Source organism: Nocardioides humilatus, assembly GCF_008373755.1.
Classification (GTDB): Bacteria; Actinomycetota; Actinomycetes; order Propionibacteriales; family Nocardioidaceae; genus Nocardioides; species Nocardioides humilatus.
This window is the reverse complement of sequence record NZ_VUJV01000001.1, coordinates 1,410,438-1,425,476: the sequence shown is the minus strand read 5'-3', so window position 1 is coordinate 1,425,476 and position 15,039 is coordinate 1,410,438. Positions and strand designations below refer to the sequence as shown.

At 68.9% G+C, this 15,039-nt stretch carries 18 protein-coding genes and 3 tRNA genes; 11 read left to right on the top strand and 10 right to left on the bottom strand.

The annotated features are described in order from the left end of the window. Positions 1-55: 55 nt before the first annotated feature. Positions 56-1,021: an esterase/lipase family protein gene (locus F0U44_RS06655; protein WP_149727399.1), complete on the top strand. Its 966-nt coding sequence runs from the start codon at positions 56-58 to the stop codon at positions 1,019-1,021. On the opposite strand, the gene F0U44_RS06650 is transcribed toward F0U44_RS06655, so the two are convergent. From F0U44_RS06650 to F0U44_RS06635, 5 genes are read right to left on the bottom strand one after another with little or no spacing between them, the layout of a single operon-like run. Continuing rightward, entirely contained in the window at positions 1,006-1,560 is a 555-nt protein-coding gene (locus F0U44_RS06650) for a hypothetical protein (protein WP_149727398.1), read from the bottom strand. The genes F0U44_RS06655 and F0U44_RS06650 overlap by 16 nt on opposite strands. Beyond that, positions 1,557-2,849: a DUF7224 domain-containing protein gene (locus F0U44_RS06645; RefSeq protein WP_149727397.1), complete on the bottom strand. Its 1,293-nt coding sequence runs from the start codon at positions 2,847-2,849 to the stop codon at positions 1,557-1,559. The genes F0U44_RS06650 and F0U44_RS06645 overlap by 4 nt, the downstream gene beginning before the upstream one ends. After that, a complete protein-coding gene (locus F0U44_RS06640) occupies positions 2,849-3,580 on the bottom strand; it encodes an ABC transporter ATP-binding protein (protein ID WP_188113353.1) in 732 nt (243 codons plus the stop codon). Before F0U44_RS06640 ends, F0U44_RS06645 begins: the two co-directional genes overlap by 1 nt. After that, a complete protein-coding gene (locus F0U44_RS22945; protein WP_188113352.1) occupies positions 3,577-4,068 on the bottom strand; it encodes a hypothetical protein in 492 nt (163 codons plus the stop codon). Before F0U44_RS22945 ends, F0U44_RS06640 begins: the two co-directional genes overlap by 4 nt. Continuing rightward, positions 4,065-4,322 (bottom strand): helix-turn-helix domain-containing protein, encoded by a 258-nt coding sequence (locus F0U44_RS06635; protein WP_188113351.1) that lies wholly within the window; start codon positions 4,320-4,322, stop codon positions 4,065-4,067. Before F0U44_RS06635 ends, F0U44_RS22945 begins: the two co-directional genes overlap by 4 nt. A 95-nt stretch (positions 4,323-4,417) precedes the next feature. Between F0U44_RS06635 and F0U44_RS06630 the strand changes: the two genes are divergently transcribed. Next, positions 4,418-4,771, top strand: a complete 354-nt coding sequence (locus tag F0U44_RS06630; protein ID WP_149727394.1) for a helix-turn-helix domain-containing protein — start codon at positions 4,418-4,420, stop codon at positions 4,769-4,771. Between the two features lie 28 nt (positions 4,772-4,799). After that, positions 4,800-5,225 carry an ImmA/IrrE family metallo-endopeptidase gene (locus F0U44_RS06625; RefSeq protein WP_149727393.1) on the top strand — a complete coding sequence of 142 codons (426 nt, stop codon included), beginning with the start codon at positions 4,800-4,802 and terminating at the stop codon, positions 5,223-5,225. Here F0U44_RS06625 and F0U44_RS06620 read toward each other — a convergent pair. After that, a tRNA-Ser gene (locus F0U44_RS06620) sits at positions 5,193-5,280 on the bottom strand. The two genes, F0U44_RS06625 and F0U44_RS06620, sit on opposite strands and share 33 nt — an antisense overlap. Before the next feature lie 54 nt (positions 5,281-5,334). On the opposite strand from F0U44_RS06620, the gene F0U44_RS06615 reads away from it, so the two are divergent. From F0U44_RS06615 to F0U44_RS22940, 3 genes are all read left to right on the top strand, one after another. After that, positions 5,335-5,793, top strand: coding sequence for a hypothetical protein (locus F0U44_RS06615; RefSeq protein WP_149727392.1), 459 nt, complete (start codon positions 5,335-5,337; stop codon positions 5,791-5,793). 69 nt (positions 5,794-5,862) lie between these two features. Continuing rightward, positions 5,863-5,953 (top strand) — tRNA-Ser (locus F0U44_RS06610). A gap of 195 nt (positions 5,954-6,148) precedes the next feature. Next, a complete protein-coding gene (locus F0U44_RS22940) occupies positions 6,149-6,313 on the top strand; it encodes a hypothetical protein (protein ID WP_188113350.1) in 165 nt (54 codons plus the stop codon). A 49-nt stretch (positions 6,314-6,362) separates the two neighbouring features. On the opposite strand, the gene F0U44_RS06605 is transcribed toward F0U44_RS22940, so the two are convergent. Further along, a complete protein-coding gene (locus F0U44_RS06605) occupies positions 6,363-7,394 on the bottom strand; it encodes a LuxR family transcriptional regulator (RefSeq protein ID WP_246160326.1) in 1,032 nt (343 codons plus the stop codon). Positions 7,395-7,478: 84 nt separating this feature from the next. Here F0U44_RS06605 and F0U44_RS06600 point away from each other — a divergent pair. Continuing rightward, a tRNA-Arg gene (locus F0U44_RS06600) sits at positions 7,479-7,551 on the top strand. A gap of 72 nt (positions 7,552-7,623) precedes the next feature. On the opposite strand, the gene F0U44_RS06595 is transcribed toward F0U44_RS06600, so the two are convergent. Beyond that, complete coding sequence (locus F0U44_RS06595) at positions 7,624-7,974, bottom strand: type II toxin-antitoxin system PemK/MazF family toxin (RefSeq protein ID WP_149727391.1); 351 nt, start codon at positions 7,972-7,974, stop codon at positions 7,624-7,626. After that, positions 7,971-8,180, bottom strand: coding sequence for an antitoxin (locus F0U44_RS06590; RefSeq protein ID WP_149727390.1), 210 nt, complete (start codon positions 8,178-8,180; stop codon positions 7,971-7,973). The genes F0U44_RS06595 and F0U44_RS06590 overlap by 4 nt, the downstream gene beginning before the upstream one ends. 214 nt (positions 8,181-8,394) lie before the next feature. Between F0U44_RS06590 and F0U44_RS06585 the strand changes: the two genes are divergently transcribed. The 3 genes from F0U44_RS06585 to F0U44_RS06575 are packed head-to-tail and all read left to right on the top strand — an operon-like array spanning position 8,395 to position 13,477. Next, the gene (locus F0U44_RS06585; RefSeq protein WP_149727389.1) at positions 8,395-10,674 is read left to right on the top strand and encodes a bifunctional diguanylate cyclase/phosphodiesterase; all 2,280 of its coding nucleotides are present in this window, start codon (positions 8,395-8,397) and stop codon (positions 10,672-10,674) included. Between the two features lie 60 nt (positions 10,675-10,734). Then, positions 10,735-12,354, top strand: a complete 1,620-nt coding sequence (locus tag F0U44_RS06580) for a GMC family oxidoreductase (RefSeq protein ID WP_149727388.1) — start codon at positions 10,735-10,737, stop codon at positions 12,352-12,354. Between the two features lie 52 nt (positions 12,355-12,406). Continuing rightward, positions 12,407-13,477 carry an LLM class F420-dependent oxidoreductase gene (locus F0U44_RS06575; RefSeq protein ID WP_246160325.1) on the top strand — a complete coding sequence of 357 codons (1,071 nt, stop codon included), beginning with the start codon at positions 12,407-12,409 and terminating at the stop codon, positions 13,475-13,477. A gap of 21 nt (positions 13,478-13,498) precedes the next feature. Here F0U44_RS06575 and F0U44_RS06570 read toward each other — a convergent pair whose 3' ends face one another. Next, on the bottom strand, positions 13,499-14,116 hold the full coding sequence (locus F0U44_RS06570) for a TetR/AcrR family transcriptional regulator (protein ID WP_149727387.1): 618 nt from the start codon (positions 14,114-14,116) through the stop codon (positions 13,499-13,501). 137 nt (positions 14,117-14,253) lie between these two features. Between F0U44_RS06570 and F0U44_RS06565 the strand changes: the two genes are divergently transcribed. Further along, positions 14,254-15,039 (top strand): MlaE family ABC transporter permease, encoded by a 786-nt coding sequence (locus tag F0U44_RS06565; protein WP_246160323.1) that lies wholly within the window; start codon positions 14,254-14,256, stop codon positions 15,037-15,039.

The following is a 15,039-nucleotide window of genomic DNA, read 5'->3' as shown; positions in this document are numbered from 1 at the left end:
ACCTTATCGGCTCGTTCATTTACAAGTCGCATGACTTTGAATTATCGTCGCCGACATGCTCCGCCGCTTCCGCATGCTCGCCGTCGTCCCCCTCGTCCTCGCTCTGTTGAGCGGTGGCTCTGGTGCGGACGCCACTGAGGACCGCGCGGCGGCGCCCGGACCGAAGCTTCGGACGGACAGGGCCGCCCTCGCTGCTGCCTTCGCGTGCACCGACAACATCGGGACGTCGCACCGACGTGCGGTCCTTCTCGTGCACGGCACCGGCGCAGTGCCCGACGAGAACTTCGCCTGGAACTACTACGACAAGCTGCGCCAGCAGGGACATCCCTACTGCACGATCACCATCCCCGACCGCGGGATGGGCGACCTCCAGGTCAACGTCGAGTACGTCGTCTTCGCGATCCGGCAGGCTTACCGGCTGTCTGGCCGGGAGATCGCGGTCATCGGCCACAGCCAAGGCGCGTTCCTGCCGAGCTATGCGCTGCGGATGTGGCCGGACCTGGCTGGCAAGGTCGAGGACTTCATCTCCTACGCCGGCGCGATCACCTACGGCACCGACCAGGGTGCACTGCTGTGCAGCCTGCCGTGCGCCGAGGCGTTCTCGCAGTTCACCCCTGGCTCGAACCTGTTGACCGAGCTGGCGAAGCACCCGCTGCCGAAGGGGGTGTCCTACACCTCGTTCTTCACCCAGTACGACGAGATCGTGACGCCGCAGCCGAAGGCGTCGACGATCGTGGGACCGGGGGCGCGCAACTACCTGCTGCAGGACCTGTGCCCGCTCGACCTGGCCGAGCACCTGCTGATCATCGCGGAGAAGCCCTTCTTCCAGCTCGCGTTCGACGCGCTGCACCACCGCGGCCCCGGCCGGTTGGCGCGGGTCGGGAAGGTGGCCTGCGGGTTCGACCCGCAAGTGATCCGTGCGGTGCCGGCCCTGCCGACCTTCGGGCTCGGCATCCTGACGGACTACCCGGCCGACATCGCCACCGAAGAGCCTCCGCTGCGCGGCTACTGGCGTCGCTGAGCCGCGTCGCGCACCGCGATGCTCACCGCGTAGGCCAGCCACGCCGCGGCGACCGCAGTGGCGACCTGCCACCTCGGGATCGCGAAGTCCGGGCCCGGAAATCCCGACGCCGACACCTGCAGCCAGACGAACACCAGGGGCAGGAGCGGCAGCCAGTACCAGGACGACAGCGCCGCGACGACCGCCGTCGCGAAGGCCAGGAACAACAGGACGTACGGCGCCGCCCAACGGCCCAGGTCGCCGGACCACCAGCAGTAGCCGACCACCGCCGCCCCGCCCGTCCAGACCAGAGCCAGGCGGGCGAGGGCGAGCAAGAGTGGCGACCGGACGCCGAGCTCGGTGAGCTGCGGTGAGCGGTCGATCAGCGGTTCGGCCAAGGCGATCGCCGTCAGCGTCGGCACGAAGCACCACCCGTTGAGGTCGTGCGTGAACGGCGGGATCGTGATCTGGTCGGTCGCCGTGGTCTCGATCCAGAGCACCGTCAGTACGACGGCAAGACCGATCCGGCTCGCGCCCCACGTCCTGAGTGGTGCCCTCACCGAAGGCGCGCCTCGGGCGCCTGCGGCCGCACGAGATCGTTGAGCCGGCAGTCGCTGAGGGCGGCGTAGGTCGTGCGCACCCATGCGTACTGCTGCTCAGGGGCGAGGGCCCACCACGTTGCGGTCGACCCATCCGTCGGCGGTGACTTGTCGCCTGCTTGGACGAGCAGCCACAGCACGAGGGTGTTGTAGACGGAGAAGTAGACCTCGGGTAGGACACGCGGGTCGTCGCTCGAGTAGGCCGCACACAGTCGGGGCGTCGCGAGGGACTCCGCTGCCATCTCTTCGTCGACGGATCTGGCGAGCTGGTCGTCGTCCTGGAACGAGAGGATGCCCGTGTGCGGATCTGCGGCGCTGGTCGACTCGATCGGCACAAACCGCTCCGGTAGCCGGACCCCGGCCTCGATCAGCGGCCGGGCGAGCGACACCATCTTGCCCACGATGTCGAGAAGTGGTCGGTGCCCGTCCTCGGTCATGCACACCGTGGGGTGCTCGGGATAGCAGACGTCGGCCTCAGTCGGCGCCGGTCGGTAGCGATCGACGGGTGGCCGGATGAAGGCGAGGGTGATCAGCGCTGCCGTCGCGCTCAGACAGAGGAACGCCTTCCAAGCGACCGACGACCTCTGGAGGAGGTGGGTGTGCGAGGCGCTGATCGCTGCTGTCGCGACGCCGATCGCGGCCACCGACTGATAGACGAACCAAGGGGGGTCAAAGGTCTCGCCGATGAGCTCCCCGCTCGTCGGGCCCGTGTCGAAGACGACGGGGATCACATGGAATCGCGTCAGCAGGAACAGCAGGAACGTGCCGACGCCGACCCACGGCACGACCCAGTAGCGCTGCGACCGGGTGCCGACCAGTGCGCCCAGCGCCACCTCGGCGCCGAGGACCAGCAGGGCGGGCAGCATCACCCAGGAGAGCTGCGGGTAGACGGTCGCGCCCGCGATTCGGGCGGCGACCGTGGTCACCACCGCGAGTAGGCCGACGGCACAGCTCGCCAGCGCCCAGACGCCGAGTGCTGGGGCGGTCCACCCGCGCCAGGGGCGGGCCGCTTGACTCAGCAGTTCATCGACCTGGGCCTGCTGGAGCCGCACGTAGACGGCACACGTCAGCGCGGCCGCCACCGGTCCGACCAGGAAGACACTCCCGCCGACCTCGTCGATCGCAAGCTTCCAGGAGCCCAGCCAGCGCGTGCCGCGGCTCATGATCGACGCGGTGCCCACCCCTAGCAGGGCTGCGAACATGATCAACCGTGCTCGCCGGTCGCCGAGCCACTCTGCGCGAAGAGCCATCAGGCGCCCGCGATCGTGGTCAGGAACGCGACCTCAGCCGATTGGGTCGGACCGCCACGCTCGCGCACGAATGCGTCGGTCTCGCCCTGGTGCAGGACCCTGCCGCCATGAAGCACGATCACGTTGCTCGTGATGCTGGCGACGTCCTCCATGACGTGGCTGCTCATGATCGTGAGGCACCGGCCCGCGATCTCCCCGATGATGGCGCGCACCCCGGCGCGTTGCTCCGGATCGAGGCCGGTCGTGGGCTCGTCGAGCAGGAGCACTGCGGGCTCGCTGAGGAGAGCGACCGCGAGCGCCAGGCGTCGTCGCATGCCGCCCGAAAGTGCCCGCACCCGTTGGTCGGCACGGTCCTCGAGACCGACAGCGACAATGACGTCGGCTCGACGTTGGGCTGCGTGCCGAGGCTTGAGGGCGCGCAACCAGGCTGCGTAGTCGACGACCTGAGTGACCGACAGCTCGCCGGGAAACTGGATCTCCTGCGGCATGTATCCCACTCGCTGTGCGACCACGCGCCGGCGCCGGCCGTAAAGGCTGGCGCCGTCGATCGACACCGATCCCTCTTGCGGTTGACGACAACCAGCGAGAGTGCGGAGGAGGGTGGACTTGCCGGCGCCATTGACCCCGACCAGACCGACCGGCCCTGCCGTCAGCTCGAGCTGGTCGATGCTGACAGCAGGAATGGCGTCGCGGTGGTAGGTGCAGCGCACCCCCGAGATGAGGACGGTCACAGCGTGAACGTGATGAACGGGTTGTCGCTGCACGGGTCGGGGCTGTGCGGTTGGTCCTCGCAGACCTTGTAGTAGACGCGGCCACGCTCGACGTTGGACCTGTCGGCGTAGTAGTCGTGGTCGTACTGGTCCCTCCAGTTTCCACTGTCGCTACGTGAGCTCTGGTCGGAGCAGCACGGGCCCAACCACTTGACGGTCCCGAAGGACGGTGAATAGTCGTAGTAGTTGTAGGCGGTTTCGGTGTAGACGTCGGAACCACCGGGCCGCGGATCGCGGTACCACGTGTGGTTCTTCAGGTAGCCGTCCTTGGTGTAGGCCGTGCCGTAGGCGAGCGCCTGTGCATCGCCGTCCTCCCAGGCGATCAGCGGGTTGGTGCGGGAGTACCAGTCCTCGCTGTCGGCCATCGCGGCCGGACTGGACAGCAGGAAGAGGGCGGCGCCGGCGGTGGCGAGCCCGACAGGGACCAGCTGCGGGTTGAGCTTCCTCATGAGTGCTCCTTCAGGTGTGAAGCCACCGGCCCGATCAGGTCGGCGGCGGGGACATCGAGCGCGATCGCGAGCAGCACCAGCTCGGCGACGGTGATGTCGCCCTTGCCGTGCAGCCGGTTGTGGAGCGTTGTGCGGGGGATGCCCGCCGCCTCGCTCAGAGCCGCGATCTTGATCTTCTTGGTGGCGATGAGCGCGTTGATCTCGCGGACGGTCGCCTCGCGGACCCAAGCTCCGCGGTGTTCAATGTAGGACACGTGCAGGACTGTAGTTCGGTATAAAACAAAAGGCAATACGAGGCAACCTGGGTCAGGTTGTCCACAACCTGTTCAATATGGGATACGGTCGCATTGTGGGTCAGAAAGAGCACGCATCCGAACCGATCAACGTCGCCGCCATCCACCTGGTGCGGGCGGCGTTCGCCGAGGCGTCGATGACGCAGCACCAGCTCTCCGAGGCGTCGGGCATCCCGCGCAGCACGCTGGCCAACATGTTGTCGCCGACGGCCGAGCCGCGCCTGGTGCACGTCAGCCAGCTGGTGCGGATCGCGATCGCCCTCGGCATCGACACCCGTGACTGGGCAGCGCACCTCGAGGCCTTCGAGCGCAAGCGCAGGGGCGGCGACCTCGACCAGCGCCGGGGCCGCAAGGCGGCGGCACCCGCCGTACAGAAACGCGCGGCGCGCAAGCCCTCTGCTGGGAAGTAGTGCCGGTCCCTCCGCCTAACCTGCCGGCGTGATCCATCCCTGGCGCCGGCTCCGCACGCTCACCGACTGGGAGCTGCGCTGGCACAGCCCGGAGGACGATGCTGACGCCGGCTTCACGCTCTTCGACGAGAAGGTCATCAGCCTCCGCGCCAACCTGACGTGGGAGGAACGCCGGTGCACAGTGCTGCACGAGTGCCTCCATGCGGAGCGCGGGCCGACGCTCGTGGGCGTCCTGGCGGCCCGCGAGGAGCTGCACGTACGACGCGAGACCGCCCGCCTGCTGCTCCCCGACATCGAGCCTGTGGCCGAGGCCCTCGCCTGGTCCGCGTCGATCGACGAGGCCGCGACCGAGCTCATGGTCGACGCGGGCGTGCTCTGCGACCGACTTCTGTGGATCGATGCCGCCGAGCGCGACCACTTGTGGCAGAGAGGGCGGGATTCGAACCCGCGGTAGGTCTCCCTACGACCGCTTTCAAGGCGGTTCCGATCGGCCACTCCGGCACCTCTCCTCGGTCGACCACGCCGAGGCGGGACCCACCGGTGCCCGAGTCTAGAGTTCGCCCGTGAGCAGTGCCGAACCGTCCTCCCCTGTCGACTACCGGATGGCCCCTTTGGTGGTGGCCCGGTTCGTGGGTGCCTACCTCATCCTCTTCGCGCTCGTGGTCCTCGTCGCGACCGTCGCCGTCGCGGTGGCCGGCCTCGGGCCGGACGTCCTCGTCGTCCTCCTCGCCCTCGGGGTGCTCGGCCTGATCGGGCTCGCCTGGTGGCTGCGCTCGCGGGTGAGCGTCGTACGGCTGACCGCCCAGGGCTATCGGGTCCGTCTGGTCCGTGGGGCGGGGGTCGCCGAGGCGCGGTGGAGCGAGGTCGAGGACGTGGTGGCGACCCAGCCGCAGGACGTGCCGTGCGTCGTGGTGCGCCTCAAGGACGGCCGTTCGACCACGATTCCGGTGCAGCTGCTGGCAGTCGACAAGGACGACTTCGCGCGGGATGTGCGCGACCACCTGGACCAGAACGTCGGCTGACGGGCCGATTCGGTCGGCCCGGGCGCTGCCTTGTAGCCTGTTCCCTGCCGATCGGCCTCCGGTCGGCAGGGAGGCGTCGCCTAGTCCGGTCTATGGCGCCCGCCTGCTAAGCGGGTTTGGGGCTAAAACCCCATCGAGGGTTCAAATCCCTCCGCCTCCGCGTCAGCCCCCGGTGAGCATGCTCGCCGGGGGTTCTCGCATCTGAGAACAACACGCCGTCCTGAGGTGCCGCCGAAGGACAAGAAAGATTCCCAGGCATTGCGAGTTTGGCCCGTCGGATGTTTGGGTAGGCATTACACGACTTGTCGTCGTATGGGGGCTCGTGCGACCCCGACACCAATCGGAGGGCTGAGTGATGAGGGAGTTCGGACGAAGGGCTGCGCTGCTGTTCGCAGCGACGGTGGCCACGGTGGGTCTCACCGCAGTCGTCACGCCGTCGGCGCATGCCGGGGCTGACACGGGATGGGGCTGCGGCGGCGCGTGCCGCACGTCGACGGGCCATCACCACCACGCTCGCTGATCAAGCGTTTGCACGACCGACTGCCGAGGGGGAGACGGCGGTCGGTTCGTCATTTTTCGGCCTGGTCGCTCTCCGCGCTCTCTTCTGACCGCTCGTTGCCCGAGATCCCCGTGCTGCCCATCGTGTAGCCGAGCTGGAAGCGCGTGTCGGCGTCGTACTCCGCCTTCAGGTCCGCCACGTAGCCCGCGTAGGTCCGCGGGCTCACGCCCAGTCGCTTAGCGCTGACCGCGTCGGCGTGGCCGGCGATGAGCATCCGGATCGTCATGGACCGCTGTTCGGCTGCGATCTCCTTGACCGCTGACTCCTCCGACGCGGCGAACGACCGCCCGCGGGCCCAAGCGCGCTCGAAGACGTCGATGAGGTAGGCGACGACGGCGGGTTCGCGTACGACGACCGCCGTGGCCAGCGTGTCCGCTGCCGGGATCACCGCGACGCGACGGTCCACGACGATCATCCGGTTGAAGAACTCGTCCAGCGTGCGCACCTCGGCGCCGCGTGAGGTGACAGCGGCGACGTACTTCTGCGTGATGGCGCTGCGCCGGGCGCTGTGCTGATAGAGGATCCGCATCGTCAGGCCGCGGTCGAGCGCCTCGGTGTCGCGGAGTGCCGCGGTCGCGATCGACTGCGCGTCGCGGCCCGCCTGCGGCTGCGCTGTCAGGAGCTCTTCCTCGGCCTCGCCGACGAGCGCGGTCAGATAGGGGTTGATCGCCTCGTTGTGGAGATAGGTGAACGGGCCCGAGCTCTCAGCGACAGGCGAGCGCCGCCAGGTGTGGCTGAGCGACTGGAACGCCTTGGCCCAGCGCGCCGACTCGTCCAGCAGTCGCGCACCCTCGTTGCTGAGGGGAGTGACCACCCGCGACTGCACCCCGGCCGGCTCGAGCGGACGCCACAAGGTGGCCCGCTGGTCGAGCTGGACCAGGTTGAGCTCCGCGAGCAGGTCGAGCGCTGCCTTCGTGTCGGTGCCGTCGGCAAAGCGGGCGTCGTCGGGCGCGATACCGCCCTCCTGGACCAGCGCCTCGTAGAGCTCGATGGCGGCACGCTCGAAGAGCTCACGATCCTCGGGCTCGTAGCCGGACAACACGTCCTCATGTTCGCACAACGGCGCGATTCGGCATCCGGTGCGGGCCTCGGCTATTCTCATCCGGTTGCTCCGCAAGGGCAGCTAGCGCCTGTAGCTCAACGGATAGAGCATCTGACTACGGATCAGAAGGTTTGGGGTTCGAATCCCTACAGGCGCGCAAACGGTTCAAGACAGAACAGCCCGCATCGGTCGATGCGGGCTGTTGTGATTTCGGCCTTCGGTGAAGGCATCAGTTGAGGTCGAGGTGAAGCCGCAAGGCAGCGTCGACTGCTCTCATCAACGGGATGGGTAAGTGTCCGGTCTGGTGGGTCAGGCGGCGTGCGTCGATGGATCGCACTTGCTCGGCCTGCGCCTTCGAGTCGCTCCGGAGGCCGGTCTCCTCGGCGGGGAGCAGCACGTGGAACGCCAGGGCGGGCTCGAGCGTGCTGGTGATCGGGACGACGGTGATCGTGCCGCGGCCCAGGGCTGCAGCGCGTGTGTTGGCGTGGTCGTTGGAGACCAGGACGCAGGGCCGGGTCTTGTTGGCCTCGCTGCCGACGACGGGTTCGAGATCGACGAGCCAGATGTCGCCGCGCCTCACTCGGCTGCCAGTCCATCGCGCAACGTGCCGTGCCAGTCGTCGGCGTTGTCGCTGGCCCAGGCTGCTTCGTACTGGTCGCCGAGGTCGCGGTGACGGAGGAGCGCGACCGCGCGATGGAGTGCGCCGGACCGGGACTCGCCGTGATCGGCGGCATAGCGATCGAGGAACTCGACGTCCTCGTCCGGCAGGCTCGCGCTGATCTTCATACCGGGATGCTACCCGAGTAGTACCAGTGCTCACGGGACTTTGTGCCCCCGAGCACCCACCCTTCAGCCCTGCCGTGGCGTCTGCCGAACTTTCAGGCTGGACGGATTGGACCTGGGGAAGTGAGACGACATGGGCAAGGACGCCGTCGCCGTTAACACGCTCCGTCCCGATCGGCGCAGTAAAGAGCGACCGACGGCGACGAGGCCGAACCGTGTGGGTTGGTCGGTCACGTCGCTGGTGGTCGCCGGTTTCGGCGCGTGCCTCGTGGCCGTCGGTGTGCTCATCACCTGGGTGACGGCGGCGTCGTTCGACAGCGAGCGCGACCGGGCCGAGGACGCCCTTTCTGCCCTGGCTGAGAGCGAGGCGCCCGAGTTCGGCACCTTGTCCGAGAGCGCCGTACCTCTCCTCGGTGACCTGGCCGCAAACCCGGCGCTGAGGTCGCTCCGTCCCGGCGCTTGTGATCGCGCTCTCGCTCCGCTGGCCAGCGTGCGGGACGCCGCTCGGCTGGTGGTCGTCGGCCTGGACGGCCGGACCGTGTGCTCGCTCTCGGGGGATCCCGACGAGACGGTGCCGGCCGCGACCTATCTCAAGGCGATGGCTGACGGGGTGACCGTCAATGACAACGAGGTGTTCGTCGATCCCGCGACCGGCCACCCCGCCATCGCCGTAGCAGCACCGGTGCCGGGTCGGAGCGGTCCGGTCGGGGCCGTGGTCGTGGTGATCTTCACCGACGTGCCCGACCTCGCTCTGCCACCCGGTGTCGACGAAGCGACGGCGGTCGTGGCCATCGACCCCGATACCGGACTTGTCGCCGGGTCGACGTCGGGAGCTCCCTACGTTGCGGGAGACATCGTCCCGTGGAAGGAGCCGCCCGCGGTCGGCCCCGACGGCGTCGAGCGGATCTGGCGGGTGGTGGTCGAGCCGACGACCGGTTGGACGATCCTCGCCGGCGTCGACGTCAACGTCGCGACGAGCGCGGCGCGGGACCAGCGGCGGACTCTCCTGGGTTTCGGCGCCGGGATCGTCGCTCTCGTGATCGCCCTCGCGCTCGGTCTCCACCGGCGGCTGGCCTGGCCGATCCGTCGCCTGGGGGCGTCGATCGCTGCCTCGCGATCGGGTGGCGTGGTGCGCCCTGCGCCCGAGTCGGGGCCTGCCGAGGTCGTCGAGGTCGCTCGGGCGTTCAATGATCTCGTCGATTCCCACGAGGACCTGGTCCAGCGGCTGCGCCACTACGCCCGCCACGATCCGTTGACCGATCTGCTCAATCGCCGCGGTGCGTCCGATGAGCTCGACCGGCTCCTCGGGGACCATGAGGCCGCCCCACTGGTCGTCCTGTTCATCGACCTCGACCGGTTCAAGCTGGTCAACGACAGTCATGGCCACGTCGTCGGTGACCGGCTCCTCGTCGAGCTGGCCCACCGGATCGTGGCGGCTGTGCCGGACACCTGGATCGTCAGCCGGTTCGGCGGGGACGAGTTCGTCATCCTCTGCCCGCAAACCCCGGAACCGCGGCCGGGGGTGGAGGCGTTGTCAGAGGTGTTGCGAGGCACGATCCGCATCGACGGTCTCGAGCTGCGCGTCGGCGGATCCATCGGCATCGCCCGTGCTCGTTGCGGCATGACCGGTGACGACCTGATCCGCGAGGCCGACACGGCGATGTACTGCGCCAAGGATGCCGGCCGGGGCGGGTGGGCCGAGTTCGACGACAAGCTCCAGGCAATGGCCCTCGAGCGACTCAGGATCGAGGCCGATCTCCGGCACGCAGTACGACGTGGCGAGCTCGTGCTCCACTATCAACCACTGGTCGACCTCGCGACGGGGTGCGCCGCCGGCGTGGAGGCGCTCCTTCGCTGGCAGCACCCGAGTCGAGGCCTCTTGTCGCCAGCTGCCTTCCTCTCGGTCGCCGAGGACACCGATCTGATCTTCGAGATCGGCTCGTGGGTCGCTGGTGAGGCTGCCCGTCGTACGGCGGAATGGCGGGCCGCGGGCACGCCGCGACGGGTGTCGATCAACGTGTCGGCCGCGGAGCTGCTCCGCACCGACGTAGTCGCGACCGTTGCTCGCGCTGTCTCAGATGCAGGAGCCGAGCCGGGCGATCTGGTCATCGAGGTCACCGAGTCGGCCGTCTTGACCGACATCGAGTCGACGGTCGCGCAGCTGGAGGCACTGCGTGCCCTCGGCATCGGTGTCGCGCTCGACGACTTCGGCACCGGGTTCTCCTCGCTGTCCCACCTGCGGCAGCTGCCCGCCGATGAGATCAAGATCGATCGCACCTTCGTCGCCGAGCTCGGGCACAACCCGGTGTGCGACGCCATCGTGGCGTCGGTGATCACTCTCGCCCACGCCATCGGCCTGAAGGTCGTGGGCGAGGGAGTAGAGACCGACCAGCAGCGCGCGCACCTGACTCGCCTCGGCTGCGATCGCGGTCAGGGCTACCTGCTCGGGCGACCCGTGCCCCACGAGGACGCGCCGCCCCTCCGTGCCGTCGGCTGAGGCCAGGCCTCGCGCCGCGCACGCGTAGACCCGAGTTAGAACGCGTTCTAGTATCCGCAAGTGGTCACGAGCGATTACGTCGTCGTCGGTGCGGGAAGCGCGGGCTGCGCCGTTGCGCGCCGCCTTGCGGAGAGCGGAGCCAGCGTCACGCTGGTCGAAGCGGGCAAGCGCGAGGACGGGCGCGGTGTGAAGTCGCTGGTCGACATCCCCGGCGCGGTCAGCGTGCTGCTCTCCACCCCGCAGCTGAAGAAGCTCGTCGACTGGGGCTACAAGTCGGTGCCCCAGGCGGCGGCGCTGGATCGCGTGATCCCGATGACGCGCGGCAAGCTGGTCGGCGGGTCCAGCTCGGTCAACGGCATGTTGTGGGTGCGCGGCCACCGCCAGGACTTCGACGACTGGGCGGCCGACGGGGCCACGGGCTGGTCGTACGACGACGTCTTGCCCTCCTTCAAGCGGCTCGAAGACTGGGAGGACGGCGCCACCGACCTGCGCGGGGCGGGCGGCCCGATCAAGGTACGACGCCAGCGCAACATCACCGGGGCGGCCGAGTCGTTCCTCGCGGAGGCTCCCGGTCGGCTCGGCGTGCCGGTGGTCGACGACTACAACGGACCTGAGCAGGAGGGCGTCGGTCTGGCTCAGCTCAGTGCCGATGCGGGGCACCGTTCGTCAGCCGCGCGCGGCTACCTGCGCGAGCAGCCACTGGACAACCTGCTCATCCTCACCGGCGCCCACGTCACCCGGATCCTCATCGAGGGCGGGCGGGCGAGCGGGATCGAGGCGCGAGGCGTCGACGGCGACCTGCAGACGATTCGCGCCAGTCGCGAGGTGATCGTCGCCGCCGGCACGTTCGGATCACCGCAGCTCCTCATGCTCTCGGGCATCGGTCCGGCCGCCCACCTGCGTCAGCACGGCATCGACGTCGTGGCCGATCTCCCGGTCGGTGACAACCTGCACGACCACCTCTTCGTGCCGATCTCGAACCAGATGGACTCCGCCGTACGACGTCCCACGCCGGCGTACTTCCTCCGCGGTCTGGCCCGGGCCCGCATGCGTCGGGACGGGTGGGCGTCCGGCTCCCAGTTCGACCTGCTCGGCTTCGTGCGGTCCTCGCAGGCGGGCATCGCCCCCGACCTGCAGCTGCACGTCCTCTACTGGATCTATCCCTTCCCCAACCAAGACGGTGCCAAGGCGGTCCGGCCGCCCACGACGAAGCCCGGCCTCACGGTGCTGCCGACCCTGATCCGCCCGGAGAGCCGCGGGACCGTGCGCCTGGCCGGGTCGGACCCGATGCTCGCGCCGCTGATCGACCCGGGTTATCTGACGGCTGCGAGCGACACCGACGTCCTGCTCGAGGGGATCGCTCGGACCCGCGAGGTGCTCACGGGTCTCGGCGACAGCACGGGCGAGGTCGTGCCGGGGGCCGACTATGCGACACCCGAAGCGATCCGGCGGATCCTCCCCAACATCGTGCACTCCGTCTACCACCCGGTGGGCACCTGCCGGATGGGCTCCGACGAGCGGGCGGTCGTCGATCCGCAGCTGCGCGTGCTCGGCGTCGACGGGCTGCGGGTAGCGGACGCCTCGGTCATGCCGTCGATCACCGGCGGCAATACCAACGCGCCCTCGATCATGATCGGGGAGCGGTGTGCCGAGCTCATGATCGAGCGGCGCAGCCTGTGACGTGCGCAACCCAGTCTTGCAACTAGTTGCATAGATGCCTCACGATCGGTCCATGAGCGCACCGATGAAGCTGGGCATGATCATCAACTACGCCGGAGAGTTCGCCGAGACGGTCGACCTCCTCGTGGCCTACGAGCAGGCGGGCCTCGAGCTCGTCGGGATCCCCGAGGCCTACTCGTTCGATGCCGTCAGCCAGCTCGGCTACATCGCGGCGAAGACCGAGCGCCTCGAGATCATGTCGGCCATCCTGCAGGTCTACTCGCGCACGCCCGCCCTGCTGGCGATGACCGCCGCCGGGCTCGACCACGTCTCCAACGGTCGGTTCACCCTCGGCCTCGGCGCCTCCGGGCCCCAGGTCGTCGAGGGCTTCCATGGCGTGAAGTACGACGCCCCCATCGGTCGCACCCGCGAGGTCGTCGAGATCTGCCGCAAGATCTGGAAGCGCGAGGTGCTCGACCATGCGGGCCAGTACTACAAGGCGCCGCTGACCAAGGAGGACGGCGGCACCGGTCTGGGCAAGCCGCTCAAGCTGATCAACCACCCGGTCCGCAGCGACATCCCGGTCTCCATCGCCGCGCTCGGCGAGAAGAACGTCGCGCTCGTCGCCGAGATCTCGCAGGGCTGGCAGCCCCTCTTCTTCCACCCCGAGAAGGCCGCCCAGGCCTGGGGCGATGCGCTCGAGGAGGGCTTCTCGAAGCGGGCTCCCGAGCTCGGCGAGCTCGACATCCAGCTGCAGATCCCCTTCAGCGTCGGTGAGCCGGCGCCGGAGGCGGTCGCCGCGGTGCGCAACCAGCTCGCCCTCTACATCGGTGGCATGGGTGCGCGCGACAAGAACTTCTACAACCAGCTCGCCTGCCGCTACGGCTACGAGACCGAGGCCAAGGACATCCAGGACCTCTACCTGTCCGGGCGCAAGGCGGAGGCCGCCGCCGCCGTACCGCAGGACCTCGTCGACGCCGTCGCCCTCTTCGGCGACGAGGACCAGCTGCGGGTCAAGCTCGATGCCCTGTACGCCGGCGGCGTGCGCACGCTCCTCACCTCGCCCGTCGCGCCCGACGATGCCGACAAGGTCGAGCACATGCGGATCCTGGCGGGCCTCCTCGCCGAGCGCCGTTCGGCGTAGCGGTCGACGCGCGGGACCGGGCTAGGTCAGAACCTCGGCGGTCATGAAGAGCAGCACGTCGCGCAGCATGGAGTGTGCCTGCTCGCGGGTCATGGTGCCGCGGCGGCTCCACTCCCGTACGGCGGACTTCGCCAGTCCGCCGTAGCAGCGGACCATCGCGCGGGACAGCTCGTTGCCCTCGTCGAGCCCGACGAGCTGGAGCACGCGGCGGGCGGCGAGGTCGTCGGCCTCGTCGAGGATCGCGGCGACGTCGTCGTCGGTGGCGACGCCCTCGCTGCCGAGGATCGTGAGGTAGGACGCCGCCTGTGGCTCGACCGAGTCGAGGAACCATCGGACGGCGGCATCGACCTGCTCGCGCTGGGTGCCGGCGACCGCGCCGGGGATGTCCTCGAGCTCGGGGAGCAGCACCAGACGTCGTACGACCTCGAGGTAGAGGCCGCGCTTGTCGGTGAAGTAGTGGTTGAGCAGGCCGCGCGCGATCCCGGCCTCGCGGGCGATGTCGACGGTCGACACCTCGGAGTAGGGCCGTTGGCGGAACAGGCGGGTCGCGCTCTGGACGATGAGCTCGCGCCGCTCGTCAGGGGGGAGCCGCACCCGTCGACGGCCGGGTGCGACTGCGATGGCGGCGGACTCGGACATGGCGTGATCTTTTCACATCGGCCGCGATATTGGCAGGTTGCCAATTAATCGATCATCGCCGTAACCTTCGGCAACCGCAGATGTTGGCAAGTCGTCAACAGTCCTTCGCAGCCTGTGCCGGCCATCGAGGAGAGCCCGTGAGCCAGACCGTCACCGCACGGCTCACGCGCCCTTTGGTCCCGGTCGGCAACCTGTTCGCCTTCGCGCTCGAGGTCTTTCGGGCGATGTTCACGCGGCCGTTCCAGTGGCGCGAACTGAGCGACCAGGCGTGGTTCGTCACCCGGGTCTCGCTGCTCCCGGCGATGGCGATCACCATCCCGTTCGGCGCGGTCCTCTCGCTCCAGATCGGCTCGCTCTTCAACCAGCTCGGCGCCCGGTCCTTCACCGGCGCGGCTGCGGTGACCGGCATCGTGCAGCAGGCGGCGCCGGTGGCGACGGTCGTGATCGTCGCCGGAGCGGCCGGCACGGCGGTCGCGGCGGACCTCGGTTCCCGCAAGATCCGCGAGGAGCTCGACGCCCTCCAGGTCCTCGGCATCTCGCCGATCCAGCGGCTCGTGGTGCCCCGGGTGCTCGCGATGGCCGGGGTCGCCGTACTCCTCAATGCCGTGGCCACCGCGGTCGGCACCGCCGGTGCCTACTCCTTCAACGTGCTCGTCCAAGGCGGCTCGCCCGGCGCCTACGTCAGCGCGTTCACTGCTCTCGCGCAGCTGCCCGACCTCTGGGTCGGTGAGCTCAAGGCCTTCGTCTTCGGGTTGATCGCGGGCATCGTCGCCGCCTACCAGGGCGTCAACGCCAAGGGCGGGCCGCGCGGCGTCGGCGACGGCGTGAACCAGTCGGTCGTCGTCTCCTTCGTGCTGCTCTTCATCGCCAACACGATCATCACCGCGGTCTACTTCCAGATCGTCCCCCCGAAGGGCCTCTGA